Here is a 25,841-nt window from a genome sequence, read left to right as displayed (position 1 = left end):
CCGAGGTGCCGCTACAGCTCCTTGATCCGGATGTCGCGGTAGGAGACGACGTCCGACGTGCTGTGCACCTGGATCCCGATGTAGCCGGAGTCGAACCGCCGGCCGTCCGTGCCCGGGTCGTCCGAGCGCGGCGGGTAGAACTGCTGGCCACCGATGTTGTCGAACTCGTTGATCAGCGTGCCGTTGCGGAACACGGAGAAGTGCTGGCCGACCACGCGGATCTCGTAGTCGTTCCACGTCCCCTTCTGGGTGACACCGGCCCCGGCGAGGCCCACCCGGTCGAACCCGTAGACCGAACCGGTCTTGTACATGTCGCCGGACGGGCTGTCGAACTCCTGGATCTCGTGCCCGTACTTGATGGCGACCCACTCGGGCCGTGACTCCTCCGGATGATCGTGCACCTGCGGGAACCGCACGAACACACCGGAGTTGGCGTTGCCGTCGCCGGGGGCGTCGTCACGCCACTGCAACCGCAGTGAGAAGTCGCCGTACTTGCGCCCGGGGAACCACAGCATGCCCATGCCCGGCGTGGTGGTGCCGCTGGTGAGCGTGCCGTCCGCGTTCAGTGCGAAGGAACCGCCGCCGACCTGCTCCCACTTGGCCAGGGAGGCGGCTGTGCCGTCGAAGAGCGGGCGGTAGCCGGTGTGCCGGCCGGGGGTGCCGATGCCCGACTGACGGGCCGCCTTCTGGATCGCCCGGTACTCGCGCCGGTCGAGGACACCCTCCTTCTGCAACCGGTCCAGGACCGTCTTGACGTGCTTGAGGAAGAGCGCCTGGGACGTCCACTCCTTCTCGTCCTCGATCAGCTCGTTGATGCGGCACCGGTTGTCCGTCACCCGGTTCGGCACCCCCGAGTCGACCGTGCCGACGATCACCGTCCGCCGCTCGTCGTACTCCGGGCAGCCCGGAGCCGGGACTCCGCCGCCCGCCACGACCGTGAGGCTCACGGACCGCGGCTCGGAGGTGTTGCCGGCCTTGTCGGTGGCCCGGTACGCCACGGTGTGGGCGCCGATTCGGTCGACGACCAGCGGGGCGGAGTAGGCCAGGTACGGGCCGCCGTCCAGCGAGTACTCGATGCCCGCGACGCCCGAGCCGCCCTCGTCCGCCGCGCTCACGCTCACCCGGGCGCTGCCGACGTAGGCGCCGTCGGAGTTGCGCGTGCCGTCCACGCTCACCCCGGTCACCGGAGCCGTGGTGTCCTGGGCGGGCGCGGAGACCACCGCGAAGTGCACACTCTGCTCGGCGGAGACGTTGCCGGCCTTGTCGGTGGCCCGGTAGCGCACGGTGTGCTCGCCGAGCTGGTGCACCATGACCGGCGCGGTGTACGGCTGCCAGGCGCCCCCGTCGAGCGCGTACTCGACGGTGTTGACGCCCGAGCCGGTGTCCGAGGCCGAGACCGTCACCGTCGCCATGTCGACATAGGCGCCGTCGGCGTTCCGCTCACCGCTGACGGTGGCCGAGGTCTCCGGCGCGGTGGTGTCGTCGGAGGGCGGCGCGACCACCGTGAACGTGACTCTCTTCTCGGCCGACACGTTGCCCGCCTTGTCGGTGGCCCGGTAGCGGACCGTGTGGTCGCCGATCTGGTCGACGACGACGGGCGCGGTGTACGGCTGCCAGGCGTCCGTGTCCCCGACGGCGTACTCGACGCGGTCCACGCCCGAGCCGCCGGTGTCGGTGGCGCTGATCGTCACGCTCGCCGAACCGACGTACCGGCCCTGGGCGTTCTTCGTGCCCGCCACGCTCGCCGAGGTCTCCGGAGCCGTGGTGTCGGACCCGCCGCCCTCGCTCACCACCAGCACGCCCTGCATCTGGCTGTGACCGGGGATCGTGCAGTGGTAGAAGTAGCGGCCCGGGGTCAGGGTCACCTCGGCGGTGTGCCGGCCGCCCTGGTCGTCGTTCGGATTGGCGAGGATGTTGACCTGGACGTCACTGTTGTACTCCGGGTCGGAGGTCTCGAACGTCAGCGTGTGCGGCATGCCCATGGTGTTGCCGGTGGCCGCGCTGTTCTCGAAGACGATCGTCGCCTGGCCCGCCACCGCACTCGCCGGTGCGGAGGCGTACTTCGTGATGTCGTCGCCGGCGGTCCAGGTGAGGACCTGGGCGGCTGCGGCCCGGGGCTGCTGCCCGGGCTGTCCGGCGGCGGGCGTGGCCTGCAGCCCGAGCGCCGTCAGCAGCACGGCCAGCAGCGCCGTGAGAACTCTTCGGTGCCGTATCACTGTGCCCCCCTTGCCAGCTGGTCCGCGGCCGGCGTCGGGCCGCCGCCGGTGTACGTCACGCGCCACAGCGCCGACTTGGAGTCCGAGGTGAAGAACCCGCGGCCGTAGTCGAGGACGTACAGCGCGCCGTCCGGACCGAACTTCCAGTCCATCAGGTTCTTGATGCCGTCGTTGCCGACCGGCACGATCTTCTTCAGCGACTCCGCGTGCACCGGCAGCCCGCCGTCGCCCTGTGTCGCCGGGTCCATGAGGACGGCGTTGCGCGGCTGGTCGGCGTCGTAGAAGTCACCGACGAACCACTTGCCGTCCCAGTACGCGGGCCACTTCACGGCGCTCGCGAGGGCCTGGTCGAACCGGTAGACGGGACCGTCCATCGCGGCCTGACCGCCGCCCTTGAGCCACGGCAGGCTGTAGGTGGCCTGGTCCTTCTGGTACGAGGGGACACCGGCCGCGTCACGCGGATAGTCCGGGCCGCCGCCCTGGGGCGAGTACCAGATGTTGTTGCCGGTGACGGGCGGGAGGTCGACGAGTCCGTCGTTGTTCGGGGACTCGTTCTTCGGGTGATCGCAGTCGTACCAGCCCAGCGGCTTGGACGGGTCGGGCAGGTTGCGGTCGCGGTAGGGCTGCTTGTCGCCCATGCAGTACGGCCAGCCCCGGTTGCCCGCCTTGGTGATCACGGCGAACGTGTCGTACTTCGCGGGGCCCCAGGTGGGTGACGGATCGGTGGCGTCCGGGCCGACCCAGCCCGCGTACAGCACGTCGGTCTTCTTGTCGACGGAGATGCGTGCCGGGTTCCTGACACCCATCACGTAGATCTCGCCGCGCGTCTTGCCGCCGCCCTCGGCCGTCTCCTTGCCGGTGAAGAGGTTGCCGTCGGGGATCGTGTACGTCCCGTCGGGCTCGGGGTGGATGCGCAGGATCTTGCCGTTGAGGTTGTGGGTGTTGCCGGCGGTGCGGCGGGCGTCGGCGAAGGAGACGCCCTGGTAGCTGGGCTGCGGGTTGTTACCGGAGTAACCGCCGCTGAAGCCGCTGGAGTTGTTGTCGCCGGTCGCGATGTACAGGTTGCCCTTGGAGTCCCAGGCCATCCCGCCGCCCGCGTGGCAGCAGCTGTGCACCTGCACCGGCCACTTCAGCAGCACCTTCTCGCTGCCCAGGTCGAGCTTGTTCGTGGCGAGGTCGAGGGTGAAGCGGGAGACGCGGCGCTCCGCCGTCTGCTTGTCGCGGTCGAGCTGCGAGTGCGGGGTGTAGTGCAGGTACACCCAGCCGTTCTGCTCGAAGCGCGGGTCGAGTTCGATGCCGAGCAACCCCTCCTCGACCTTGACCAGTTCGTCGCCGCCGCCCTTGTTGCCGAAGACGGTCAGCTCACCTGCCAGGGTGACCTCGCCGCTCTTCGGATCGTAGACGTGGATCTGTCCCTTGCCCTTGCCGACGTCCGGGTCGCTCCAGTCGGTCACCACCGGCCGGGAGGCGTCCGCGCCGCCGCGACCGATGTACAGGACGCGGCCGTCCGGAGCGGTGACCAGGCCGTGCGGTTCGCCGATCTGGTCGTTCCGGCCGGGCTGGTTGGGCTTGGTGAGGCGCTCCGCCTTGTAGTTTCCGGTGATGGTGGCCTTGCAGTCGGCCTGCACCAGCCGGGTGGTCCACAGCAGGGCGCCGCGCAGATGGGCGCGGAAGTCCGTCTCGTCGTAGGACGCGGCGGTGCCGCCCATGCCGGTGTAGAAGGACCGGCCGCCGTCGTAGTCCCGGCACCAGCTGACCGGGTGGTCCCAGCCGCCCGCGCCGGCCCCCGGCTTGTACGTCGACTCGCGCACCCGGGCCACCGTGTGCACCTCGCCGGAGGGGTTCTTCACCCAGTTCGGCCACTGGTCCAGGCGCTTCCACTGCACCGGCAGGTCCTTGGTCGCCGGGTGGCGCCGGTCGCCCACCTCGACGGTCGCCCGCTGCACGGCCGTCGGGCTGTTCGCGGCCGGACGGGCGCCGATGAGCCCGGTGAACCAGTCGGAGTACGGCTCGGCGCGGGCCGCGTCATGGATGCCGACGAAACCGCCGCCCGCCTCCATGTAGGCCTCCAGGCCCGCCTCCTGGTCCGGGTCCAGGACGTCACCGCCGCCGGTCAGGAACACGACCGCGTTGTAGCGGCCGAGCCGGGTGGCGTTCGTGAAGACCGACGCGTCGTCGGTGGCCTCGATCCTGAAGCGCTGCCCGGCCGGCCCGGACCGGCCGATCCGTTCGATCGCCTCGATCCCGGCGTTCACCACGGGCGATTCGTCACCGGCCGCGGCGGACCCGTAGAAGACCAGGACCTTCACGGTGGAGCCGCCCGGTGGCGACTTGATCGACATCGTTGTCGGCAGGGCCCCCGGATCGGGGCGTGCCTGCGCGGCGGGCGCGGCGAGCAGCCCGGCCGCCATGACCCCGGCGGTCACGCCGACGGCCCACACCCGGCCTCGTGTGCTTCTTGCGCTCAACCCTCGTAAGTGCATGGGCACCTCCTCGGTCACGGCAACAGCGACAAGAAAGCTAGGCGCCTTTGCACGGCACGCCAATACCTATGACCGCAATCCAACGAACTTTGTCCTGAGCGTGGATAAACAGACGAACGGCCGGTACCGTCGCACAGGTTCGTCACAGGTACGCCTTTGCACCACCCGTACGAGCCTGGGGAGTTCCGCATGGACAGACGCGTGTTCAACCGGACGGTCCTGCTGGGCGGCGCGGCCGTCGCGACATCGTTGTCCTCGTCCGTGGAGGCACGGGCGGCGGACACCCCGCCCCGCACCGCGCCGGCCGGGGGCGAGGTGCGGCACATCAGGCTGTACGCCGAGAAACTCGCCGACGGACGGATGGGCTACGGCTTCGAGAAGGGCGCGGCGACGGTTCCCGGCCCGCTCATCGAAGTGACCGAGGGCGACACGCTCCACATCGAGTTCGAGAACACCATGGACGTCGCCGCCAGCCTGCACGTGCACGGCCTGGACTACGAGATCTCCAGCGACGGCACCCGGATGAACAGGAGCGACGTCGAACCCGGCGGCACCCGCACCTACACCTGGCGCACCCACGCCCCCGGCCGCCGGGGGGACGGCACCTGGCGGCCGGGCAGCGCGGGCTACTGGCACTACCACGACCACGTCGTCGGCACCGAGCACGGCACCGTCGGCATCCGCAAGGGCCTGTACGGACCGGTGGTCGTCCGCCGCAGGGGCGACGTCCTGCCGGACGCGACGCACACCATCGTCTTCAACGACATGACCATCAACAACCGCCCCCCGCACAGCGGACCCGACTTCGAGGCGACGGTGGGCGACCGCGTCGAGTTCGTCATGATCACGCACGGCGAGTACTACCACACGTTCCACATGCACGGTCACCGCTGGGCCGACAACCGCACCGGCCTGCTCGCCGGCCCCGACGACCCGAGCCGCGTGATCGACACCAAGATCGTCGGCCCCGCGGACTCCTTCGGCTTCCAGGTGCTCGCGGGCGAGGGGGTCGGCGCGGGCGCGTGGATGTACCACTGCCACGTGCAGAGCCACTCCGACATGGGCATGGTGGGCCTGTTCCTGGTGCGGAAGCCGGACGGCACGATCCCGGGGTACGACCCGCACCAGCACGGAAGCTGACGGATCAGGGGCGGGATCATGGGCGGGTGACCCTTCTCCTCACCCGCCGCGACCTGAACGCCGTCCTGGACCCCGCCGCCTGCGCCGACGCCCTGCGCGAGGGCTTCCGCGCCGCGCCGCACACTTCCGTCCAGGGGCAGCGGGTCCGCACCGACCTGCCCTTCCCGGGCACGGCCACCGCGCTGATCCCCGGCCTGCTGCCCGGCATCGACGCCTACACCGTCAAGGTCAACGCCAAGTTCCCCGGCGCACGCCCCGCCCTGCGCGGAGTGATCTGCCTGCACAGCGGCCGGGACGGGGAACTCCTAGCGCTGCTGGACTCCGCGACGCTCACGGCCTGGCGCACCGGGACGGCCGCCGCCCTCGGCACCCATCTCCTGGCCGGGCAGGGGGACATGGCGGTGCTCGGCGTGGTGGGGGCCGGCGCCCAGGCAGAGGCGACGGTGCGCGCACTGGACGCCTTGCGGGGCCGCCGCGACCTCGTCGTCCACGACGCGGACCCCGGCCGCGCGGCCGAGTTCGCCGCCCGGCACGGTGGCCGGGCACTGGCCTCGGCGACCGAGGTCGCGGCCGTGGCCGACACGGTCGTACTGGCCACCTGGTCGCGGCGCCCCCTGCTGGCGGCGGCGGACACGCGGGCGGGGATGCACCTCACCAGCCTGGGCTCCGACGAGCCGGGCAAGCGGGAACTGGCGGCGGACCTGCTGCGCACGGCGCTGCTCGTGGTCGACGACCGCGAACTGGCCGCCCGCACGGGCGCCCCGGCCAGCGCCGGCCTGCCCGCCACGGCCGTCGACGCCACCCTCGGCGAGATCCTGACCGGCGCCCACCCGGGCCGGACCCACCCGTCGGACCTCACGGTCCACGCCCCTGTCGGTCTGCCGTGGCAGGATCTGGCACTGGCCTGGCAGGCGTACGAACGCGCCGAACGGTCGGGGATCGGGCAGCGGGTGGATCTGCTGGGGTGAGGCCCAGGAGGATGCCGGGGCTGACGCGAGCCGCCGGGGCCGGCAGGCTCGCCGGCCCGTCCGGAGAGCGCTCCCAACGGGCGACGGCCGCGGGGCTATCCTGATCCGCAGCCGCCCGTGAGGAGCCCCGAAGTGACCGAGCCCGCGCCGCGTCCCACCCTGGAGGCCGTGGCCGCGCGGGCGGGTGTCTCCAGGGCCACCGTCTCACGGGTGGTCAACGGTGCGGAGGGCGTGCGCGCGCCGCTCGCCGAGCGGGTCCGGCAGGCCGTGGAGGAACTCGGCTACGTCCCCAACCAGGCCGCCCGCAGCCTGGTGACCAAGCGGCACGACGCCGTCGCCGTCGTCATCGCCGAACCGGAGACCCGCGTCTTCGCCGACCCCTTCTTCGCGCTGCAGCTTCGCGGGATCAGCAAGGAACTGACGGCCCACGACGCGCAGCTCGTCCTGCTGCTGACGGAGGGACGCGAGGACCACGCCCGGGTCGGCCGCTATCTCGCTGGCGGCCACGTCGACGGTGCGCTGGTCTTCTCCCTCCACCTCGACGACCCGCTGCCCGCACTGATCCAGCGCGCCGGTGTGCCGACCGTGTTCGGCGGGCGGCCCGGCTGGAGCGACGGCGCGGGGGAGGGGGAGGGCGGCGCGGGCCGGGTGGCCTACGTCGACAGCGACAACCGGGGCGGCGCCCGGACGGCCGTGCGGCATCTCACCGGCCTCGGCCGCAGGCGCATCGCCCACATCTCCGGGCCCCTGGACCAGACCTCGGCCGCGGACCGGCTCGAAGGCTACCGGGACGCCATGGGCGAGGTCGTGGGCGAGGACGACCCGCGGCTGGTCGCCGAGAGCGACTTCACGCCCGGCGGCGGCGAGCGCGCCATGCGCGGGCTACTCGACCGGGTGCCGGGACTGGACGCGGTGTTCGCCGCGAACGACCTGACCGCATCGGGCGCCCTGCGCGTGCTGCGCGCACGCGGACTGCGGGTCCCCGAGGACGTCGCCGTCGTCGGCTTCGACGACATGCTGCCCGTCGCCGAGCAGACCGATCCGCCGCTGACGACCGTACGCCAGGACATCGAGGAGATGGGCCGCCTGATGACCCGCCTCCTGCTGCACGGCCCCGACTACCACCGTCCGGGCGAACGCACGGCGCGGGCCCGGCGCGGCATCGTCCTGCCCACCACCCTGATCCGCCGCGCCTCGGCCTAGCTTGATCTTCGACCTGTGCGGCAGGGGAGCGCGGGCCCGGCCCGTACCGCTCGCTCAGGGCTGCTGCCGCGGGGCGGGCTGGAGCACCGCGAAGCGGGCGCCGTCCGGGTCGGCGAGCCGGGCGACCCGGCCGACGCCGGGGATGTCGGTGGCCGGCATCCGGACCGTACCGCCCAGCTCCCGGGCTCCGGCGACGGTGGCGTCCGCCTCCGCGACGTCGAAGTACGGCATCCAGTACGCCCCCGACGCCGCCTCGGTCGGGTCGTCGCCGAGCGGGATGATGCCGCCGAACATGGCGTCCTCGCCGCCCTCGGCGGGATGGACGGCCGTGTAGGAGCCGTCCGGGAACGAGACCGCACAGGTCCCCAGCCCCAGCACCCGGTGGTAGAAGGCGGCTGCCGCAGCGACGTCCGGCGTGTACAGCTCGACCCAGCACAGCGAGCCCGGCTCGCCGGCCCTGTCCAGTCCCTTCCTGCGCTGCGGCTGCCACAGGCCGAAGGGCACGCCCGCCCGGTCGGCGAGGAGGGCCATGCGGCCCTGGCCCAGCACGTCCGTCGGCGGCACGAGCACCCTGCCGTGCGCCTCCTCGGCGGCCTGCGCGGTGGCCTGCGCGTCACCGCACTGGAGGTACACGGTCCAGGAGGGCGGGCCCTGGTCCGCCGTGGTCCGCATCCCGCCGGCCACGGTCCTCCCGTCCAGCTCGAAGAAGCCGTAGCCGCCGGCGTCGGGCCCCGCCGAGCGGAACTGCCAGCCGAAGAGGCCGCCGTAGAAGGAACAGGCGCCGTCGAGGTCGCGGGCACCGACATCGATCCAGTTCGGAGCACCGTCCACGAAACGGGTGGTGAGCATCGTCGCCCTCCTTCGAAGGGTCCCGTCGTCTGCTCTGCCGAGTCTCGCACCGCGCACCGGCGATCGCTGCCGGAGCCGGTCCGCTCCGCGCGCCGCCGTGCGCCGGAGCCGTCCGCGCGGCGATCATCAGGAGAGCACCGCAGGGCGCGGGCGGCGGGAGGCGGTGTTGATCCCGCGTTGATCGAACGTTTTTCGCCGCCCGGCACGATCTCGCTCATGCACATCGACACGATCACCCCGGCTGCCCCGGCTGCCCCGGCTGCCCCGGCCGCCCCCGCCTGGCAGGCCCAGGCCCTGTGCGCGCAGACCGGGGCCGACTTCTTCTTCCCGGAGCCCGGCAGCTCCGTGCGCGAGGCGAAGCGCATCTGCGGCATGTGCGAGATGCGCCCTGCCTGCCTGGAGTACGCGCTCGCCAACGACGAGCGCTTCGGCGTCTGGGGCGGCCTGTCCGAGAAGGAGCGGCAGGACCTGCGGCGGGCGGCCCGCTAGAAGGGGTTCCCCGCGCAGGACCCGCCGCGGCGCCCGCCGCGGTTCTGCCGCTCAGGGGCCCGTCCCGTCCGGCGCCCGGTCAGCCGCGCGCCCGTGCCGCCATCCGCGCCTTGCGCGCCGCCAGCTTCTCGTCGAACGTGGTGGCCTCCGCGTTCAGCCCGCCCATGAACAGGCCCAGTTCCTCCTGCGCCTGCCGCCCCTGCGGTCCCAGGCCGTCGATCTCCAGGACCTTCAGGAAGCGGAGCACCGGCTGGAGCACGTCGTCGTGGTGGATGCGCAGGTTGTAGACCTCGCCGATGGCCATCTGGGCCGCCGCCCGCTCGAAGCCGGGGATGCTGTGGCCCGGCATGCGGAAGTTGACGACCACGTCCCGCACCGCCTGCATGGTGAGGTCGGGGGCGATCTCGAAGGCCGCCTTGAGCAGGTTGCGGTAGAAGATCATGTGCAGGTTCTCGTCGGCCGCGATGCGCGCCAGCATGCGGTCGCAGACCGGGTCGCCCGACTGGTGGCCGGTGTTGCGGTGCGAGATGCGCGTGGCCAGTTCCTGGAAGGCGACGTAGGCGACCGAGTGCAGCATCGAGTGGCTGTTGTCGGACTCGAAGCCCTCGCTCATGTGGGCCATCCGGAACTGCTCCAGCTTGTCCGGGTCGACCGCGCGCGAGGTGAGCAGGTAGTCGCGCATCACGATGCCGTGCCGGCCCTCCTCGGCGGTCCAGCGGTGCACCCACGTGCCCCACGCGCCGTCACGGCCGAACAGCGTGGCGATCTCGTGGTGGTAGCTGGGCAGGTTGTCCTCGGTCAGCAGGTTGACGACGAGGGCGATCCGGCCGATCTCCGTCACCTTCGACTGTTCCTTGTCCCAGGCCTCCCCGTCCGCGAAGAGACCGGGGAAGTTGCGGCCGTCGCTCCAGGGGACGTACTCGTGCGGCATCCAGTCCTTGGTGGTCCGCAGGTGCCGGTCGAGTTCCTTCTCGACCACCTCTTCCAGCGCGTACAGCAGCCGCGCGTCGGTCCAGGCGGACGAACTGCCGAGGTGAGGAGAGGTGATGGTCAAGAGAACTCCAGGGGACGCGCGTGCCGGGCGACGCCGGCGGGAACCAGCGGAACAGGGGGTGACGGGAAGCGAGCGGGGAGACGACGGGTCGAACGGACGAACGGGACGAACGGGACGGACCGGCGAGCGGTGCCGGTCCGATTCCATGAACCTACGGGATCGTAGGCTACGAACCCGTAGGTTACGAAGCCGTAGGTTAAGACGGCCGTAAAGATCACTGATCAGGCCACCGGTCCGCGGAAGTTGACAGGCCGTGCGAGGCTCCGCAAGGCACAGGTCCCGGCGCCGGAGGGGCGCCCCGTTCACCCGGCCGGGCATACACCTCCCACCGCCGCACCGAGAGTCATGTCACACCCCTCCGGCTTCCCGCTCGGGGCGGCCCCTATGCCCGTTCCACGATCGCCTCCCGTGTGGTCTCCTTCAACTCACCCTCCTCCAGGAGCAGCCACCGGGTGATGCCGACGGACTCCAGGAACGGCAGATCGTGGCTCGCCACGACCAGCGCGCCCTCGTAGGACTCCAGTGCGGCCGTCAGCCGGCGCACGCTCGTCATGTCGAGGTTGTTCGTCGGCTCGTCGAGCAGCAGCAGCTGCGGCGCGGGTTCGGCGAGCATGAGCGCGGCCAGCGAGGCCCGGAAGCGTTCGCCGCCGGACAGCGTCGCCGCCGGCCGGTCCGCCCGGGCACCCCGGAACAGGAAGCGGGCCAGGCGGGCCCGGATCCGGTTGCCCGTGGCACCCGGCGCGAGGCGGGCCACGTTCTCGACGACGCTCAGCTCGCCGTCGAGGACGTCCAGCCGCTGTGGCAGGAACCGCAGCGGGACGTGCGCCGTCGCCTCGCCGGACACCGGCTCCAGCTCCCCGGCCACCGTGCGCAGCAGCGTCGACTTGCCGGCGCCGTTGCGGCCGACCAGTGCGATGCGCTCGGGGCCGCCCACGTCCAGCCCGCCGCGCACGCGCGCGCCGTACGCCAACTCCAGCTCGCGCAGGGTGAGGACGGCACGGCCCGGCGGCACCGCCGTGTACGGCAGGTCGACGCGGATCTCGTCGTCGTCGCGCACCGCCTCCACCGCCTCGTCGAGCCGTTCCCTGGCCTCGGCGAGCTTCTCCTCGTGCATGACGCGATGCTTGCCCGCCGACTCCTGGGCCGTGCGCTTGCGCTGCTTCATCACCGCCCGCGGCTCGCGCTTGGTGTCGTACATCTTCTGGCCGTACCGCTTGCGGCGGGCCAGTTTGACGTGGGCGTCGGCCAGCTCGCGCCTCTGCTTGCGCAGATCGGCCTCGGCGACCCGGACCATGCGCTCGGCGGCCTCCTGCTCGAGGGCCAGGGCCTCCTCGTACGCCGAGAAGTTGCCGCCGTACCAGGTGATCCGGCCCGCCCGCAGGTCGGCGATCTGGTCGACCAGCTCCAGCAGTTCGCGGTCGTGGCTGACCACGACCAGTGTGCCGGGCCAGGCGGAGACGGCCGCGTACAGCCGCCGCCGCGCGTACAGGTCGAGGTTGTTCGTCGGCTCGTCCAGCAGCAGGACGTCGGGGCGGCGCAGCAGCAGCGCGGCCAGCCGCAGCAGTACCGACTCGCCGCCGGACACCTCGCCGACGGTGCGGTCCAGGCCGATGTGGCCCAGTCCGAGCCCGTCCAGGGTGGCCAGGGCGCGCTCCTCGACGTCCCAGTCGTCGCCGACGGTCTCGAAGCGCTCCTCGCAGGCGTCGCCCGCCTCGATGGCGTGCAGTGCCGCCCGCTGCCCGGCGATGCCGAGGGCCTCGTCGACCCGGAGCGCCGTGTCCAGGGTGACGTTCTGCGGGAGGTGGCCGATCTCGCCGGCCGCGCGGACGACGCCGTCGGACGGGGTCAGCTCGCCCGCGATCAGTTTCAACAGGGTGGACTTGCCCGAGCCGTTGGTACCGACGAGCCCGGTGCGGCCGGGGCCGAAGGCGATGTCGAGACCGGTGAGGACCGGCGTGCCGTCGGGCCAGGCGAAGGACAGGGAGGTACAGGTGAGGGATGCTGACATGAGTGCCTCGCGGTTGCTGGATGCGGTGGGCGGGGGCAGACGCGTGTCAAGACACCGCGAGACGACGGGCACCGTGTAGGACGGGCTCCGCAGGGCATGAGAAAGGCCCTGGGCCGACTTCCATCAGGACGGCTCGGACGCCGAGGTCGCACGCGACGCACACACCTGTGCGGTGTGACGCGGTGTCTTGGGACCTCAGACGAGCAACGTCCTTCTCCGATCTACGGCAACAGAACCGCTGGACACCGTACGAAGCACGGGTACGGCTGTCAACGGGTTTCCGGCGGGCCCCGCGCCCGCCCGCTGAAGGAGGTCAGCCGGCCCATGCCCCACGGCTCGCCCGCGTCACCGCACCCGCTCTCGCTGCCCGCCCGGCTCTGCCTGCTGGCCTGGGACCCCGCACCGTCAAGACCCGCCGGCCCCGGCCGTCCGCACCACCTGGTCCGGGCGGGAGCCCTCACCGAACTGGCCCAGCGCGGGCTGCTCGTCGACGACGGGGGCATCGCCACCCCCGTCGACCTCGACGCCGGCGCCGGGGACCCGGCGCTGGACGGTCTGCTCGAACTCGTCCGCGAGTCACGGCCCCGCCCCTGGCGGACCTGGGTGACCCTGCGGGCCGGGTACACGCTGAGGGACGTACACGAGCAGTTGGCCGCCGGGGGATGGCTGCGCGCGGGGAAGCGGCGCCTGCTGGGCGTGCTGCCCGCCGCGGAGCACACCCTGGAGCGCGTCGACGTCGCCCGGGCGCTGCGCGCGCGGGCACGGCAGGTGCTCGAAGGAGGGCGGCCCGTCGCGGAGGTCTCCGAGCGGGACGCGGCCGTCGTCGTCCTCGCGCTCGCCGCGGACCCGAGCACGGTCCTGCCCGGCGGCGACCGAGGTCACCACCGCCGACGGGTCGAGGAACTGGCCGAACGCAGCGGCGCGGGGGACCCGGCCTTGCACGGGGTCGTTCGCGAGATCCGCACCGCCCTGCGGGCGGCGGCGGCCTCGGCCCCCGCCCCGACGGGCGCCTGAACGGTCCGCCCCGGCGGGCGCCTGGACGGTCCGTCCCGGAGGGCGCCTGGACGGTCCGTCCCGGCGGCTTGGTGCCCGGGGCCGTCGACCCGGGCACCGTGTGGTCCCGGCAGCCGGGGAACCGTCCTAGCAGGCGTCCCGCATCAGCACCGCCAGGTCGTGGTCGAGGTCGAGTTGGCGGTGTTCCGAGCCGACGGGCACCAGGTCGCGGGTGGCCTGGAGGAAGCGCCGTATCTCACCGCTGCGCACGTGCACCACCGCGGTGCCCTCGGGGGCGTGGAACTCCAGGACGGTGCGGTCGTAGCCGTAGGGCCGCACGCGGACGTCGCCGTGTCCCTCCGGCTCCCGCAGCCCGGCCGTCAGGAGGTCGCGGGCGAAGGTCCAGCAGACTTCCACGCCTTCCAGGGTGGCGGGCGCGGGGAAGGTCATGCGGACGGCGAACGGGTCGCTGCGGTCGTAGTGCAGCGTGGCCGGAATGCTGGGCATCCGCGGCGCGGCGGCGACCAGGCGCGCCTCGACGGTCTGCTCGATGACGGTGGACAACGCCTTGCTCCCTTGTGACGTCTGACGGCTCGGGACACGTCCGGGTGGATGAAGCCGGGCACTGGAAGAGACGACTGAATCAGCCGTTGAGTGCACACAGGGAGCGAGTGACCTCGGTCACCGCGTTCATGCATGGGAGTGACCGGTGTCTCCCGGCCGGAGCCCGGTCCGCGGGCCTTCGGGGGTGACCCGACCGCCGTACACGCTGGGGACGTTGGAGTTCAGTGGCCGTCTGGACGCCGCCGGGGGAGTGGACTAGCTTCGCCCGCCATGAGGCTGAGGCGCTTGGGAGCGATGCGACGAACGAGCCGGATGACCCGGACGAGCCGGATGAACGGGACGGTACGGATGATCCGGATGACGGGGATGACCGGGATGATCCGGATGGCCGGGATGAACCGGGTGGCCCGGACGAAGCGGATGACCGGCCGGGTGCCGGCCGTGGCCGTGGGCGTGGCGGTGCTCGCCGCGCTGGCGGCGGTGCCCGCGCAGGCGGCCGGCCGGGAGCACGCCGGGCCGCAGGCGCAGCGCCCCCACGCACCGCAGTGGCGGCTCAGGGACGGCGGTACGCCCGACGTCCGCTTCCGCGGTCTGTCCGCCGTCAGCCGCAGCACCGCCTGGGTGGCCGGCACGGGCGGCACCGTGCTGCGGACCACCGACGGCGGCGCCTCCTGGCGGAACGTCTCGCCGGCCGGTACCGCGACTGTGGAGTTCCGGGACATCGAGGCGTTCGACGCGCGGCGTGCCGTGGCCCTGGCCATCGGCGAGGGCGAGGCCTCGCGCGTGTACCGAACCGACGACGGCGGCGTCACTTGGACGGAGTCCTTCCGCAACGCCGACGCCCGCGCCTTCTACGACTGCCTCGCCTTCTTCGACCACCGGCACGGCCTGGCGATGAGCGACCCCGTGGACGGCAGGTTCCGCATCCTGTCCACCAGCGACGGCGGGCGCTCCTGGAAGGTCCTGCCCGACCGGGGCATGCCGGCCGCCCAGCCCGGCGAGGCGGGGTTCGCCGCGAGCGGTCAGTGCCTGGCCACCGCCGGGCCGCGGGACGTCTGGCTCGCCACCGGGGGAGGCGCACGCGCGCGCGTGCTGCACTCCTCGGACCGCGGGCTGACCTGGCGGGCCGCCGACGCGCCGGTCCCGGCGGGCGACCCCGCCAAGGGCGTCTTCGCGCTCGCCTTCCGGGACCGGACGCACGGCCTCGCGGTCGGCGGCGACTACCGGCCCGACCAGGCGTCCCCGAACGCGTCCGCCACCACCTCGGACGGCGGCCGTACCTGGCGGCCCTCCGCCGCACCGCCGCCGGCCTACCGCTCCGGCGCCGCCTGGCTCCCGCACACGCGCGCGGGTGCCCTCGCCGTCGGGCCCACCGGAACCGACCTCACCCTCGACGGCGGCCGGACCTGGCGCACGCTCGACACCGGTTCGTACGACACCGTGGACTGCGCCTGGGACGGCGGCTGCTGGGCATCCGGTGAGAAGGGCCGTATCGCTCGACTGGAGGATTGAATATCGCCTGATATGACGAACTGTTCCAGGATGCGGGTATCCGTTCCCTGACAGAGAGGAAGTGAACGGTATGCCACGCGGTTCCAGCTCCAAGCGGGAGCGCCAGTACGAGCACATCAAGGAGAGCGCGCAGGACCGGGGAGAGAGCACCGGCCGCGCCAAGGAGATCGCCGCGCGCACGGTGAACAAGGAGCGCGCCCGCTCGGGCGAGTCCAAGACCGCGAGCCGCACCTCGACGCAGGACATGTCCTCCGGCAGGCGCGGCGGCCAGCGCTCGGGCCGGGGCTCCGAGGGCCCCACCTACGACCAGCTCTACGAGGAGGCCAAGCGGCGCAACATCCACGGCCGCTCGGACATGAACAAGCAGCAGCTCCAACAGGCGCTGGGCAAGCACTGAGCCGAGCCCGCGAGCGGGACGGGCCCGCCCCGCACCAACGGCGAGCCCGTCCCGCCCCGCCGCCGGCCCTCGCCCCCGGCCGGCGCCCCCCTCCGGCCGGCGCCCCCTCCGTACCCGGCCGCCTCCCCCGCGCCGTACGCTCGTCCGTCATGACGACGACCGTAGGCATCCCGGCGGGTTGGCCCGCGACCGAGGAAGAGGCCCTGGCCGCGCAGGACGCCCTGCGCACCCGCGTGGTGGTGGACGAACGCGGCCCGGAACCGGGAGGCGGCCACGTCACCGGCGTCGACGTGGCGTACGACGACGAGCGTGACGTCGTGGCCGCGGCGGCCGTCGTTCTGGACGCGGCCAGTCTCCAGGTCGTCGCCGAGGCCACCGCCGTCGGCCGGATCTCCTTCCCGTACGTGCCCGGCCTGCTGGCTTTCCGGGAGATCCCCACCGTGCTCGCCGCCCTCGGCGCCCTGGACCGGCCGCCCGGCCTGGTCGTCTGCGACGGCTACGGCCTGGCCCACCCGCGCCGCTTCGGCCTCGCCAGCCACCTCGGCGTCCTGACGGGGCTTCCGACGATCGGTGTCGCGAAGAACCCGTTCACCTTCACCTACGACGACCCGGACGCCCCGCGCGGCAGCGTCGCGCCACTCCTGGCCGACGGCCGGGACGAGGTCGGGCGCGCCCTGCGCACCCGCGACGGCGTCAAGCCCGTCTTCGTCTCCGTCGGCCACCGCGTGACCCTGGACAACGCCTGCGCCCACACCCTGGCCCTCACCCCCGCCTACCGGCTGCCCGAGACCACCCGCCGGGCGGACGCCCTGTGCCGCCGGGCGCTCAAGGAGGCCACCGCGCAGGCGTGACGGAGGCGAGTGGACGGGCGGACGTCCTCTCGCCCGGAGGCTCCCACCGGCAGAGCCCGGAGCGCGGAGCCTCCCACTGGGGTGCCCGGGGCCCATGGCCTCTCACCGGGGTGCCCGGGGCCCATGGCGTCTCACCGGGGTGCCCGGGGCCCATGGCGTCTCACCGGGGTGCCCGGGGCCCATGGCCTCTCACCGGGGCGCCCGGGGCCCAAGGCGTCTCACCGGGGCGCCCGGACCCATGGCCTCTCACCGGGGCGCCCGGACCCAAGGCGTCCCACCGGGGCGCCCGGACCACGGACCCGGCTCCGGGCGCGGCTCCGGCGCCTTCTCCGGGCAAAGATCCAGCCTCGCCCCCGGCAGAGCCCGAGCCCGGCCCCGGCCGCGCCCTAACGGCTCCGCACCCTCGTGCGGAACGTGATCCCGGCCCCGCGCAGCCGCTCGACGAGCGCGTCGCCCATCGCCACGGCCGTCGTCACCTGTCCTGCCGTCTCGGGCAGTTCGTCAAGGGCGAGGGAGAGGGCCGCCTGCGCGAACATCTTCGCCGTCTCGTCGTACCCCGGGTCCCCGCCCGCCACCTCGGTGCACACCCGCCGTCCGCCGCCCTCGCCCACGAAGCGCACCGAGAACCAGCTCCGGGCCCGCCGCTCGGCGCTCGGCCCCTGCCCGGACCGATCCGCCCGGACAACCAGCGCCGCGCGGGCGGCACTTGCGCCGCCGCCGTCAGTGCGCCGACGGCGGCGGCGCCGCCGAGGGCGACCGGCAGGCGGCGGACGGCCGCGTAGTGGCGGTAGCGGAAGTCGGGACCGTACCGTTGCAGCGCGCGCGCCGAGCGCAGGACGATCTGCGGGTCGAGCGTCGGCAGCGGCAGCGCCCACGCCCCGACCTCCGCCGCGAACCACGGGGCACCGACCGGGGCGGACACCCGCCGGCCCGGCAGCCGGGGTTCGTGCCGCGCGCGGTCCCGGGCGGCCGCCCGCATCCGCAGGGGGCGGGCGAACTGGTTGAGCGCCGAGGTAAGCGTCCCGCCCGAGAAGGCCGCGTCCACCCGGACGAACCCGTCCACGGTCAGCGGCACCCCCTCGGGCAGCTCCCGCACGGTGACGTAGACGCCGAGGTCGTGCGGCACCGAATCGAACCCGCAGGCGTGCACCAGCCGTGACCCGGTCTCCCGCGCGCGCGTGTCGTGCCGCACGTACACCAGGTCGACGAACTCCGGCTCACCGGTGAGGTCCAGATAGTCGGTGCCGCTGTCCGCGCAGGCGGCGACCAGTTCCTCGCCGTGGGTCACATAGGGGCCCACGGTGGTCGCCACCACGCGCGCGTGCCGGGCCAGTGCGCGCAGCGAGGCGGGGTCGGCGACGTCCGCCCGCAGCACTGCGACGTCCGCGCCGCCGGGCAGCCGCTCGCGCAGTTCCTCCAGGCGGCGCTCACCGCGGCCGGCGATCGCCCAGCTCAGCCCCTCGGGGGCGTGCGCGGCCAGATACTGCGCGGTGAGGGTCCCCACGAACCCCGTGGCTCCGAGGAGCACGATGTCGTAGGGACGTTCCGCCTTTTTCAGCCTGCTCATGACATCGCTCGCTCCGCCGGACCGCATCCCGCGCCACTGCCGGTGGCCGAGGCTAGCGTGAAGGGGCCGGGGCCGACGGCTCGGGTGGCGGGCCGGGAAGGCCACGGCGACGCGCCGGACGGCCCGGAACGTCTTGGCTGAGCGCTTGCTCGTCCGGGACTTGTGTCCCGTCGGGCGCGTTCTTAGCATCATCGGTGTCACATCGGTTGTGTCACAGTGAGGGGGCCGGGATGGCGACGGACCAGGCGCCGGGCCGGGAGGGCCCGCTGACCGGCGTGCGCGTGGTCGAGCTGGCCGGGATCGGCCCCGGCCCGTTCGCCGCGATGCTGCTGGGCGACCTCGGGGCCGACGTGGTCCGGGTGGACCGCCCCGGCGGCGCGGGCCTCGGCATCGACCCGGCGGCCGACCCGACCCACCGCAACAAGCGCTCGGTGGTCGTCGACCTGAAGTCCCCGGACGGACCCGCCCGCGTCCTCGGCCTCGCCGCCCGTGCCGACATCCTCGTCGAGGGCTACCGCCCCGGCGTCGCCGAACGCCTCGGTGTCGGCCCCGAGGCCTGCCACGCCCGCAACCCGCGGCTCGTCTACGGCCGGATGACCGGCTGGGGCCAGGACGGCCCGCTCGCCCCGCGCGCGGGGCACGACATCGCCTACATCGCCGTCACCGGCGCCCTCGGCATGATCGGTGACCCGGACCAGCCGCCCGCCGCCCCCGCCAACCTGCTGGGCGACTACGCGGGCGGCTCCCTCTACCTCGTCGTCGGCGTCCTGGCCGCCCTGCACCACGCGCGCGCGACCGGCACCGGCCAGGTCGTCGACGCCGCCATCGTCGACGGCACCGCCCACCTGTCCACGATGATCCACGGCATGCTCGCCGCCGGTGCCTGGCAGGACCGGCGCGGCGCCAACCTCCTGGACGGCGGCTGCCCCTTCTACAGCACCTACGAGACCGCCGACGGGCACCACATGGCCGTCGGCGCCCTGGAGCCGCGGTTCTACGCCGAGTTCATGACGCTCCTCGGCATCCCCGACCGGGCACCGGCCCGCGACGACACGGCCCGCTGGAGCGAGCTGCGCGAGGCGATCGCCGCCCGATTCCGCACCCGTACCCGAGACGAGTGGACGGCCGTGTTCGAGGACTCCGACGCCTGCGTGGCGCCCGTCCTGTCGCTGCGCGAGGCCCCGCACCACCCGCACCTCGCCGCCCGCGGCACCTTCACCGACCACGGCGGCATCACCCAGCCGGCCCCCGCGCCCCGTTTCTCCGCGACGCCCACCGCCGTGCGCACCGGCCCCTCCCGGCCCGGCGCGGACACCGGTGCCGTGGCCCGCGACTGGGGCATACCCGAACTGGGGGCCCCGCCCGCGGCCACCCCGTCCACCGCCCCGCCCCCGACCGCCACCACCCCACCCCCGGCCGCCCCCCGGAAAAACCCTCAGTGAAAGGCCTGCCAGTGAGCACCGAAGCGTACGTGTACGACGCGATCCGCACCCCGCGCGGACGCGGCAAGGCGAACGGCGCCCTGCACGGCACGAAGCCCGTCGACCTGGTGGTCGGCCTCATCCACGAGATCCGCTCCCGCTTCCCGGACCTCGACCCGGCCGCCGTCGACGACATCGTGCTCGGCGTCGTCGGCCCCGTCGGCGACCAGGGCTCCGACATCGCCCGCATCGCCGCCATCGCCGCGGGACTGCCGGACACCGTGGCCGGCGTGCAGGAGAACCGCTTCTGCGCCTCGGGCCTCGAAGCCGTCAACCTGGCCGCCGCCAAGGTGCGCTCGGGCTGGGAGGATCTGGTCCTGGCGGGCGGCGTCGAGTCGATGTCCCGGGTGCCGATGGCCTCCGACGGCGGCGCCTGGTTCAACGACCCGATGACCAACCTGGCCACGAACTTCGTGCCGCAGGGCATCGGCGCCGACCTGATCGCCACCATCGAGGGCTTCTCCCGCCGCGACGTCGACGAGTACGCGGCCCTGTCCCAGGAACGCGCGGCCACCGCCTGGAAGGAGGGCCGCTTCGAGCGCTCCGTCGTGCCGGTGAAGGACCGCGGCGGCCTCACCGTCCTCGACCACGACGAGCACCCTCGCCCCGGCACCACCGCCGACTCGCTCGCGGGGCTCAAGCCCTCCTTCGCCGACATCGGCGAACTCGGCGGCTTCGACGCCGTGGCCCTGCAGAAGTACCACTGGGTGGAGAAGATCGACCACGTCCACCACGCGGGCAACTCCTCCGGCATCGTCGACGGCGCCTCCCTGGTCGCCATCGGCTCCCGTGAGGTCGGGGAGCGCTACGGCCTCACCCCGCGCGCGCGGATCGTCTCCGCCGCCGTCTCCGGCTCCGAGCCCACCATCATGCTCACCGGCCCCGCCCCCGCCACCCGCAAGGCGCTCGCCAAGGCCGGCCTGAGCATCGGCGACATCGACCTCGTCGAGATCAACGAGGCGTTCGCCGCGGTCGTGCTGCGCTTCGTGAAGGACATGGGCCTGAGCCTGGACAAGGTCAACGTCAACGGCGGCGCCATCGCGCTGGGCCACCCCCTCGGCGCCACCGGCGCCATGATCCTCGGCACCCTCGTCGACGAACTGGAGCGCCAGGACAAGCGGTACGGCCTCGCCACCCTCTGCGTGGGCGGCGGCATGGGCATCGCCACCATCGTCGAGCGCATCTGACCCCCTCCCGACGGATCCCCCTGGAGCACCTCCTCATGACCACCGAGTCCACGACCATCCGCTGGGAACAGGACGACACCGGTGTCGTCACCCTCGTCCTCGACGACCCGGACCAGTCCGCCAACACCATGAACCAGGCGTTCCGCACCTCGCTCGCCGCGGTCACCGACCGTCTGGAGGCCGAGAAGGACACGATCCGCGGCGTCATCGTCACCTCCGCCAAGAAGACGTTCTTCGCCGGCGGCGACCTGCGTGACCTGATCCGCGTCACCCCCGACACCGCCCAGGACCTCTTCGACGGCGGCATGGCGATCAAGCGCGACCTGCGCCGCATCGAGACCCTCGGCAAACCCGTGGTCGCCGCGCTGAACGGCGCGGCCCTCGGCGGCGGCTACGAGATCGCCCTCGCCTGCCACCACCGCGTCGCCCTCGACGCCCCCGGCTCCAAGATCGGCTGCCCCGAGGTCACCCTCGGCCTGCTGCCCGGCGGCGGCGGAGTCGTCCGCACGGTCCGGATGCTCGGCATCACCGACGCCCTGCTGAAGGTGCTCCTCCAGGGCACCCAGTACAACCCGCGCCGCGCCCAGGAGAACGGCCTGGTCGACGAGGTCGCCGGCACCCGCGAGGACATGCTCGCCAGGGCCCGCGCCTTCATCGACGCCCACCCCGAGTCCGCCCAGCCCTGGGACCGGCCCGGCTACCGCATCCCCGGCGGCACACCGGCGCACCCGAAGTTCGCCGCCAACCTGCCCGCGTTCCCGGCCAACCTGCGCAAGCAGACGAACGGCGCCCCCTACCCCGCCCCGCGCAACATCATGGCCGCGGCCGTCGAGGGCGCCCAGGTCGACTTCGAGACCGCCCAGGTCATCGAGGCCCGCTACTTCGTCGAGCTGGCCGCCGGGCAGACCTCGAAGAACATGATCCAGGCGTTCTTCTTCGATCTCCAGGCGGTCAATTCCGGCGCCAACCGCCCCCGCGGCGTCGAGCCCCGCAAGGTGACCAGGGCGGCCGTCCTCGGCGCCGGCATGATGGGCGCCGGCATCGCCTACGCGTGCGCCCGCGCGGGCATCGACGTCGTCCTCAAGGACGTCTCCCTGGAGGCCGCGGTCAAGGGCAAGGGCTACTCCGAGAAACTGTGCGCCAAGGCCGTCGCCCGGGGCCGTACCAGCCAGGAGAAGGCGGACGCGCTGCTCGCCCGCATCACGCCCACCGCCGACGCCGCCGACCTCGCCGGCTGCGACGCGGTGATCGAGGCGGTCTTCGAGGACCCGGCGCTCAAGCACAAGGTCTTCCAGGAGATCGAACACGTCGTCGCCCCGGACGCGCTGCTGTGCTCCAACACCTCCACACTCCCCATCACCGCGCTCGCCGAGGGCGTACAGCGCCAGGCAGACTTCATCGGCCTGCACTTCTTCTCACCGGTCGACAAGATGCCGCTGGTCGAGATCATCAAGGGCGGGCGCACCGGGGACGAGGCCCTCGCCCGCGCCTTCGACCTGGTCCGGCAGATCAACAAGACGCCGATCGTCGTCAACGACTCGCGCGGCTTCTTCACCTCCCGGGTGATCGGCCACTTCATCGACGAGGGCGTGGCCATGGTCGGCGAGGGCATCGAGCCCGCCTCCGTCGAGCAGGCGGCGGCCCAGGCCGGCTACCCGGCCAAGGTGCTCTCCCTCATGGACGAGCTGACCCTCACCCTGCCCCGCAGGATCCGCGGCGAGTCGAAGCGGGCCGTCGAGGAGGCCGGCGGCACCTGGGTCACGCACCCCGCCGAGGCCGTCATCGACCGCATGGTCGACGAGTTCGGCCGCACCGGCCGCAGCGGGGGCGCGGGCTTCTACGAGTACGGGGCGGACGGCCGGCGCGCCGGACTGTGGCCGGGGCTGCGCGAACACTTCACCAAGCCGGGGTACGAGATCCCGTTCCGGGACATGCAGGAGCGGATGCTCTTCGCCGAGGCGCTGGACACGCTCCGGCTCCTGGAGGAGGGCGTCCTGACCTCCGTCGCCGACGCCAACATCGGCTCGATCTTCGGCATCGGCTTCCCCGGCTGGACCGGCGGCGTGCTCCAGTACATCAACGGCTACGACGGCGGCGCCGGGGGAGCGAGCGGCCTGCCCGGCTTCGTGGCCCGCGCGCGCGAACTCGCCGAGCGCTACGGCGAGCGGTTCGCCCCGCCCGCCCTGCTGGTCGCCAAGGCGGAGAAGGGGGAGATCTTCACCGACGAGCGCTGAGCCGCGGCTCAGACGGAGGGCGCGTCCCCCGGAGCCCCCGGGGCTGTTTCCCGCGCCGCGCCCTCCACCGGGCCGTCCGCCCGGCAGGCGCCTTCGGCAGGGCCCCCGGCGGAGTCCTCGGGAGAGCCCACCCACTCCCGCAGCTCCTCCTTCAGCGACCGCTGGAAGGTGGTCAGCAGCGCTTGCACCACCAGGGGGTGCATGTGGGCGGACAGGGACTTCACATCCCGCGTGTCGCGTTCGGCCACGGCGTCGCGCAGCAGCTGCGACAGCTCGCGTGCCGCCGCGCGCGCGTGGTCGATCAGCGCCGTACGGGCGGCGAGCACGGTCTCCTCGGACAGCGGTACGTCGAGCAGTTCCACGCCGAGCCCCAGCAGCCCGGAGTCGACGCGGAGGAAGTCGCCCTCCCGGGTCAGCACGCTCATCGCCGCCAGCCGCTCCACGTCCTCGTCGGTGAGCGGCCGGCCGGCGCGCCGCTCAAGGTCCGGCCGGGACAGCAGCTCCACGCTCTCCGGCGCCCACGAGGCGACCACCGCGCGGTGCACGGCCAGGTCGTGCGGGCTGAGATCGGGCGGGAGCCGGCTCAGATGGCGTTCGATCGCCGCCAGCGTCATGCCCTGGCGCTGCATCTCCTCGATCAGTGCCAGACGCGCGAGGTGGTCCCTGCCGTAGCGGCCCACCCGGCGCGGGCCGATCGCGGGCGGCGGCAGCAGGCCCCGGCCGGCGTAGAAGCGCACCGTGCGCACCGTGACGCCCGCCCGCGCGGCCAGCTCGTCCACGGTGAGGGCCGGCTCGCCGCTGTCGGTCGTCGTCATGTGCAGCAGTATCGCTGTCTCACCAGTGGTGTGAAAGTCGGTGACCGATCTGCGTGGAAAGTGTGAGAAGTCCCCCTCTGTGACATACGCCATCGCATGAGAACTGATCTCTCTGGGAAGCTGCTTGCCTGGTCTGTACCGCGTCCCCAGTGGTGCAAGCCGGAATTGTACGGACACCCGGGCGCACCCCCGCCCGGACCCCCAGAGAGTGGATACCACCGCGTGAGCAAGGACTCCGTCGCCGAACATCCCCGGGCGACCGCGACCCCCGCCGACGCGGGCGACGCCGGTTACAGCAAGGACCTCAAGCACCGCCACGTCAACATGATCGCCATCGGCGGTGCGATCGGCACCGGCCTCTTCCTGGGCGCCGGCGGCCGGCTGCACACCGCGGGACCAGCCTTGGCGCTGGCCTACCTCGTCTGCGGCGTCTTCGCGTTCTTCGTCGTCCGCGCCCTCGGCGAGCTGGTCCTCTACCGGCCCTCGTCCGGGTCCTTCGTGTCGTACGCGCGCGAGTTCCTCGGCGAGAAGGGCGCCTACGTCGCCGGCTGGATGTACTTCCTGAACTGGTCGACGACCGGCATCGCCGACATCACGGCCATCGCGCTGTACACGCACTACTGGAGCTTCTTCACGCCCATCCCGCAGTGGGTGCTGGCGTTGATCGCCCTCGCCGTCGTCCTCACCGTGAACCTGATCTCGGTGAAGATCTTCGGCGAGATGGAGTTCTGGTTCGCGATCGTCAAGGTGGCCACCCTGGTCGCCTTCATGCTGATCGGCATCTTCCTGCTGGCCACCCAGCACAAGGTCGACGGCACGACACCCGGCCTGAGCGTGATCAGCGACCACGGCGGACTGCTCCCGCACGGCGCGATGCCGGTCGTCCTCGTCATGCAGGGCGTGATCTTCGCGTACGCCGCGCTGGAGCTGGTCGGCGTCGCCGCGGGCGAGACCGCCGAGCCGGAGAAGGTCGTCCCGCGCGCGGTGAACTCGATCATGTGGCGCGTCGCCCTGTTCTACGTCGGCTCGGTCGTCCTGCTCGCGCTGCTGCTGCCCGGCTCGGTCTACTCGGGCGACGAGAGCCCGTTCGTCACCGTCCTCTCCAAGATCGGCGTGCCCGCTGCCGGTGACGTGATGAACCTCGTGGTCCTCACCGCCGCCATGTCCTCGCTCAACTCCGGCCTGTACTCCACCGGCCGCATCCTGCGCTCCATGGCGATGGCGGGCTCGGCGCCGAAGTTCACCCGCGTGATGAGCCGCAGCCAGGTGCCCTACGGCGGCATCCTGCTGACCTGCGCGGTCTGCGTGCTCGGTGTCGGCCTGAACTACCTGGTGCCCAGCAAGGCCTTCGAGATCGTGCTGAACGTCGCCTCCCTCGGCATCGTCAGCACCTGGGTGATCATCATGATCTGCCACCTGATCTTCGTCCGCCGGGCCAGGGCGGGCCTGGTCGACCGGCCGCACTTCCGCCTCCCCGGCAGCCCGGTCACCGAGATCGCCACGATCGCCTTCCTGATGGCCTGCCTCGGCCTGATGTGGAACGACCCCGACGTGGGCCGCAAGACCCTCCTGCTGCTCCCGCTGATCGCGGTCCTCCTGGTCGGCGGCTGGTTCGCCGTCCGCCGCCGCGTGACCGAGCAGTCCACCGAGGCCCCCGCCCTCACCAAGTAGCGGCTCACGGCCGGCGGCCGCAGAGGCCCTCCGCGCCCTGTCCGCGTCGGCCGGGCCGCCCCGCCACGGGGCGGCCCCCCCCGGGGGTGGACACGGGGGCGCGGGGGTGGCGAAGGAAAAGGAGTGGGGGGGGGAAGGAGTTTTAGTTGGAGGGTTGGA

19 protein-coding genes and 1 pseudogene are annotated in these 25,841 nt (G+C 72.8%); 12 read left to right on the top strand and 8 right to left on the bottom strand.

The window, feature by feature from the left end:
* Positions 1-11: 11 nt before the first annotated feature.
* Together AB0G56_RS06000 and AB0G56_RS05995 are read right to left on the bottom strand one after the other, a co-directional pair.
* Entirely contained in the window at positions 12-2,216 is a 2,205-nt protein-coding gene (locus AB0G56_RS06000; RefSeq protein ID WP_360964327.1) for a family 16 glycoside hydrolase, read from the bottom strand.
* Positions 2,213-4,699 carry a ThuA domain-containing protein gene (locus AB0G56_RS05995; protein WP_360964324.1) on the bottom strand — a complete coding sequence of 829 codons (2,487 nt, stop codon included), beginning with the start codon at positions 4,697-4,699 and terminating at the stop codon, positions 2,213-2,215. Before AB0G56_RS05995 ends, AB0G56_RS06000 begins: the two co-directional genes overlap by 4 nt.
* A gap of 189 nt (positions 4,700-4,888) precedes the next feature.
* On the opposite strand from AB0G56_RS05995, the gene AB0G56_RS05990 reads away from it, so the two are divergent.
* The 3 genes from AB0G56_RS05990 to AB0G56_RS05980 all read left to right on the top strand — a co-directional run bounded on the left by AB0G56_RS05990 (position 4,889) and on the right by AB0G56_RS05980 (position 8,010).
* Complete coding sequence (locus AB0G56_RS05990; RefSeq protein ID WP_360964321.1) at positions 4,889-5,839, top strand: multicopper oxidase domain-containing protein; 951 nt, start codon at positions 4,889-4,891, stop codon at positions 5,837-5,839.
* Positions 5,840-5,865: 26 nt separating this feature from the next.
* Positions 5,866-6,807, top strand: coding sequence for an ornithine cyclodeaminase family protein (locus AB0G56_RS05985; RefSeq protein ID WP_360964318.1), 942 nt, complete (start codon positions 5,866-5,868; stop codon positions 6,805-6,807).
* Positions 6,808-6,939: 132 nt separating this feature from the next.
* Positions 6,940-8,010 carry a LacI family DNA-binding transcriptional regulator gene (locus AB0G56_RS05980; protein ID WP_360964315.1) on the top strand — a complete coding sequence of 357 codons (1,071 nt, stop codon included), beginning with the start codon at positions 6,940-6,942 and terminating at the stop codon, positions 8,008-8,010.
* Between the two features lie 54 nt (positions 8,011-8,064).
* Here AB0G56_RS05980 and AB0G56_RS05975 read toward each other — a convergent pair whose 3' ends face one another.
* Positions 8,065-8,859, bottom strand: a complete 795-nt coding sequence (locus tag AB0G56_RS05975; protein WP_360964312.1) for a VOC family protein — start codon at positions 8,857-8,859, stop codon at positions 8,065-8,067.
* Between the two features lie 216 nt (positions 8,860-9,075).
* Here AB0G56_RS05975 and AB0G56_RS05970 point away from each other — a divergent pair, with 216 nt between their 5' ends.
* Positions 9,076-9,348: a WhiB family transcriptional regulator gene (locus tag AB0G56_RS05970; RefSeq protein WP_360964310.1), complete on the top strand. Its 273-nt coding sequence runs from the start codon at positions 9,076-9,078 to the stop codon at positions 9,346-9,348.
* Positions 9,349-9,427: 79 nt separating this feature from the next.
* Here AB0G56_RS05970 and AB0G56_RS05965 read toward each other — a convergent pair whose 3' ends face one another.
* Both AB0G56_RS05965 and AB0G56_RS05960 read right to left on the bottom strand, forming a co-directional pair.
* Complete coding sequence (locus tag AB0G56_RS05965) at positions 9,428-10,402, bottom strand: acyl-ACP desaturase (protein ID WP_360964308.1); 975 nt, start codon at positions 10,400-10,402, stop codon at positions 9,428-9,430.
* Between the two features lie 382 nt (positions 10,403-10,784).
* Positions 10,785-12,410 (bottom strand): ABC-F family ATP-binding cassette domain-containing protein, encoded by a 1,626-nt coding sequence (locus tag AB0G56_RS05960; protein ID WP_360964305.1) that lies wholly within the window; start codon positions 12,408-12,410, stop codon positions 10,785-10,787.
* A gap of 324 nt (positions 12,411-12,734) precedes the next feature.
* On the opposite strand from AB0G56_RS05960, the gene AB0G56_RS05955 reads away from it, so the two are divergent.
* A complete protein-coding gene (locus AB0G56_RS05955; RefSeq protein ID WP_360964302.1) occupies positions 12,735-13,424 on the top strand; it encodes a GPP34 family phosphoprotein in 690 nt (229 codons plus the stop codon).
* A gap of 126 nt (positions 13,425-13,550) precedes the next feature.
* On the opposite strand, the gene AB0G56_RS05950 is transcribed toward AB0G56_RS05955, so the two are convergent.
* The gene (locus tag AB0G56_RS05950; RefSeq protein ID WP_360964299.1) at positions 13,551-13,967 is read right to left on the bottom strand and encodes an SsgA family sporulation/cell division regulator; all 417 of its coding nucleotides are present in this window, start codon (positions 13,965-13,967) and stop codon (positions 13,551-13,553) included.
* Between the two features lie 420 nt (positions 13,968-14,387).
* Between AB0G56_RS05950 and AB0G56_RS05945 the strand changes: the two genes are divergently transcribed.
* The 3 genes from AB0G56_RS05945 to AB0G56_RS05935 all read left to right on the top strand — a co-directional run bounded on the left by AB0G56_RS05945 (position 14,388) and on the right by AB0G56_RS05935 (position 16,727).
* Positions 14,388-15,479 (top strand): oxidoreductase, encoded by a 1,092-nt coding sequence (locus AB0G56_RS05945; RefSeq protein ID WP_360965188.1) that lies wholly within the window; start codon positions 14,388-14,390, stop codon positions 15,477-15,479.
* A gap of 70 nt (positions 15,480-15,549) precedes the next feature.
* Positions 15,550-15,876 (top strand): plasmid stabilization protein, encoded by a 327-nt coding sequence (locus AB0G56_RS05940; RefSeq protein ID WP_360964296.1) that lies wholly within the window; start codon positions 15,550-15,552, stop codon positions 15,874-15,876.
* A 149-nt stretch (positions 15,877-16,025) separates the two neighbouring features.
* Complete coding sequence (locus AB0G56_RS05935; protein ID WP_360964294.1) at positions 16,026-16,727, top strand: endonuclease V; 702 nt, start codon at positions 16,026-16,028, stop codon at positions 16,725-16,727.
* Positions 16,728-17,113: 386 nt separating this feature from the next.
* Here AB0G56_RS05935 and AB0G56_RS05930 read toward each other — a convergent pair.
* Positions 17,114-18,294: pseudogene (locus AB0G56_RS05930) on the bottom strand (saccharopine dehydrogenase NADP-binding domain-containing protein).
* 230 nt (positions 18,295-18,524) lie between these two features.
* Here AB0G56_RS05930 and AB0G56_RS05925 point away from each other — a divergent pair.
* Genes AB0G56_RS05925 through AB0G56_RS05915 form a run of 3 tightly spaced genes read left to right on the top strand, consistent with a single transcriptional unit; the run spans position 18,525 to position 23,196 of the window.
* A complete protein-coding gene (locus AB0G56_RS05925; RefSeq protein ID WP_360964292.1) occupies positions 18,525-19,736 on the top strand; it encodes a CaiB/BaiF CoA-transferase family protein in 1,212 nt (403 codons plus the stop codon).
* Positions 19,737-19,747: 11 nt separating this feature from the next.
* Positions 19,748-20,962, top strand: a complete 1,215-nt coding sequence (locus AB0G56_RS05920) for an acetyl-CoA C-acetyltransferase (protein ID WP_360964289.1) — start codon at positions 19,748-19,750, stop codon at positions 20,960-20,962.
* Positions 20,963-20,997: 35 nt separating this feature from the next.
* Positions 20,998-23,196, top strand: coding sequence for a 3-hydroxyacyl-CoA dehydrogenase NAD-binding domain-containing protein (locus tag AB0G56_RS05915; RefSeq protein ID WP_360964286.1), 2,199 nt, complete (start codon positions 20,998-21,000; stop codon positions 23,194-23,196).
* 8 nt (positions 23,197-23,204) lie between these two features.
* Here the strand turns inward: AB0G56_RS05915 and AB0G56_RS05910 are convergent, their stop codons facing one another.
* Entirely contained in the window at positions 23,205-24,011 is an 807-nt protein-coding gene (locus AB0G56_RS05910) for a MerR family transcriptional regulator (RefSeq protein ID WP_360964283.1), read from the bottom strand.
* 222 nt (positions 24,012-24,233) lie between these two features.
* Here AB0G56_RS05910 and AB0G56_RS05905 point away from each other — a divergent pair, with 222 nt between their 5' ends.
* Positions 24,234-25,682, top strand: coding sequence for an amino acid permease (locus AB0G56_RS05905; protein WP_360964280.1), 1,449 nt, complete (start codon positions 24,234-24,236; stop codon positions 25,680-25,682).
* Positions 25,683-25,841: the final 159 nt, after the last annotated feature.

Origin of the sequence: Streptomyces sp. NPDC021356 (assembly GCF_040641015.1) — a bacterium.
Taxonomy (GTDB): domain Bacteria; phylum Actinomycetota; class Actinomycetes; order Streptomycetales; family Streptomycetaceae; genus Streptomyces.
The sequence above is the reverse complement of the archived record's forward strand: the minus strand, read 5'-3'. Positions and strand labels throughout refer to the sequence as shown.

Bases quoted from the DNA above. Each gene is read 5' to 3' on its own strand.
- AB0G56_RS05970 (WP_360964310.1), top strand. From the start codon at position 9,076: ATGCACATCGACACGATCACCCCGGCTGCCCCGGCTGCCCCGGCTGCC.
- AB0G56_RS05960 (WP_360964305.1), bottom strand. From the start codon at position 12,410: ATGTCAGCATCCCTCACCTGTACCTCCCTGTCCTTCGCCTGGCCCGAC.
- AB0G56_RS05915 (WP_360964286.1), top strand. From the start codon at position 20,998: ATGACCACCGAGTCCACGACCATCCGCTGGGAACAGGACGACACCGGT.
- AB0G56_RS05935 (WP_360964294.1), top strand. From the start codon at position 16,026: ATGACGACGACCGTAGGCATCCCGGCGGGTTGGCCCGCGACCGAGGAA.
- AB0G56_RS05955 (WP_360964302.1), top strand. From the start codon at position 12,735: ATGCCCCACGGCTCGCCCGCGTCACCGCACCCGCTCTCGCTGCCCGCC.
- AB0G56_RS05910 (WP_360964283.1), bottom strand. From the start codon at position 24,011: ATGACGACGACCGACAGCGGCGAGCCGGCCCTCACCGTGGACGAGCTG.
- AB0G56_RS05945 (WP_360965188.1), top strand. From the start codon at position 14,388: ATGACCGGCCGGGTGCCGGCCGTGGCCGTGGGCGTGGCGGTGCTCGCC.
- AB0G56_RS05995 (WP_360964324.1), bottom strand. From the start codon at position 4,699: ATGCACTTACGAGGGTTGAGCGCAAGAAGCACACGAGGCCGGGTGTGG.
- AB0G56_RS05990 (WP_360964321.1), top strand. From the start codon at position 4,889: ATGGACAGACGCGTGTTCAACCGGACGGTCCTGCTGGGCGGCGCGGCC.
- AB0G56_RS05975 (WP_360964312.1), bottom strand. From the start codon at position 8,859: ATGCTCACCACCCGTTTCGTGGACGGTGCTCCGAACTGGATCGATGTC.
- AB0G56_RS05940 (WP_360964296.1), top strand. From the start codon at position 15,550: ATGCCACGCGGTTCCAGCTCCAAGCGGGAGCGCCAGTACGAGCACATC.
- AB0G56_RS05925 (WP_360964292.1), top strand. From the start codon at position 18,525: ATGGCGACGGACCAGGCGCCGGGCCGGGAGGGCCCGCTGACCGGCGTG.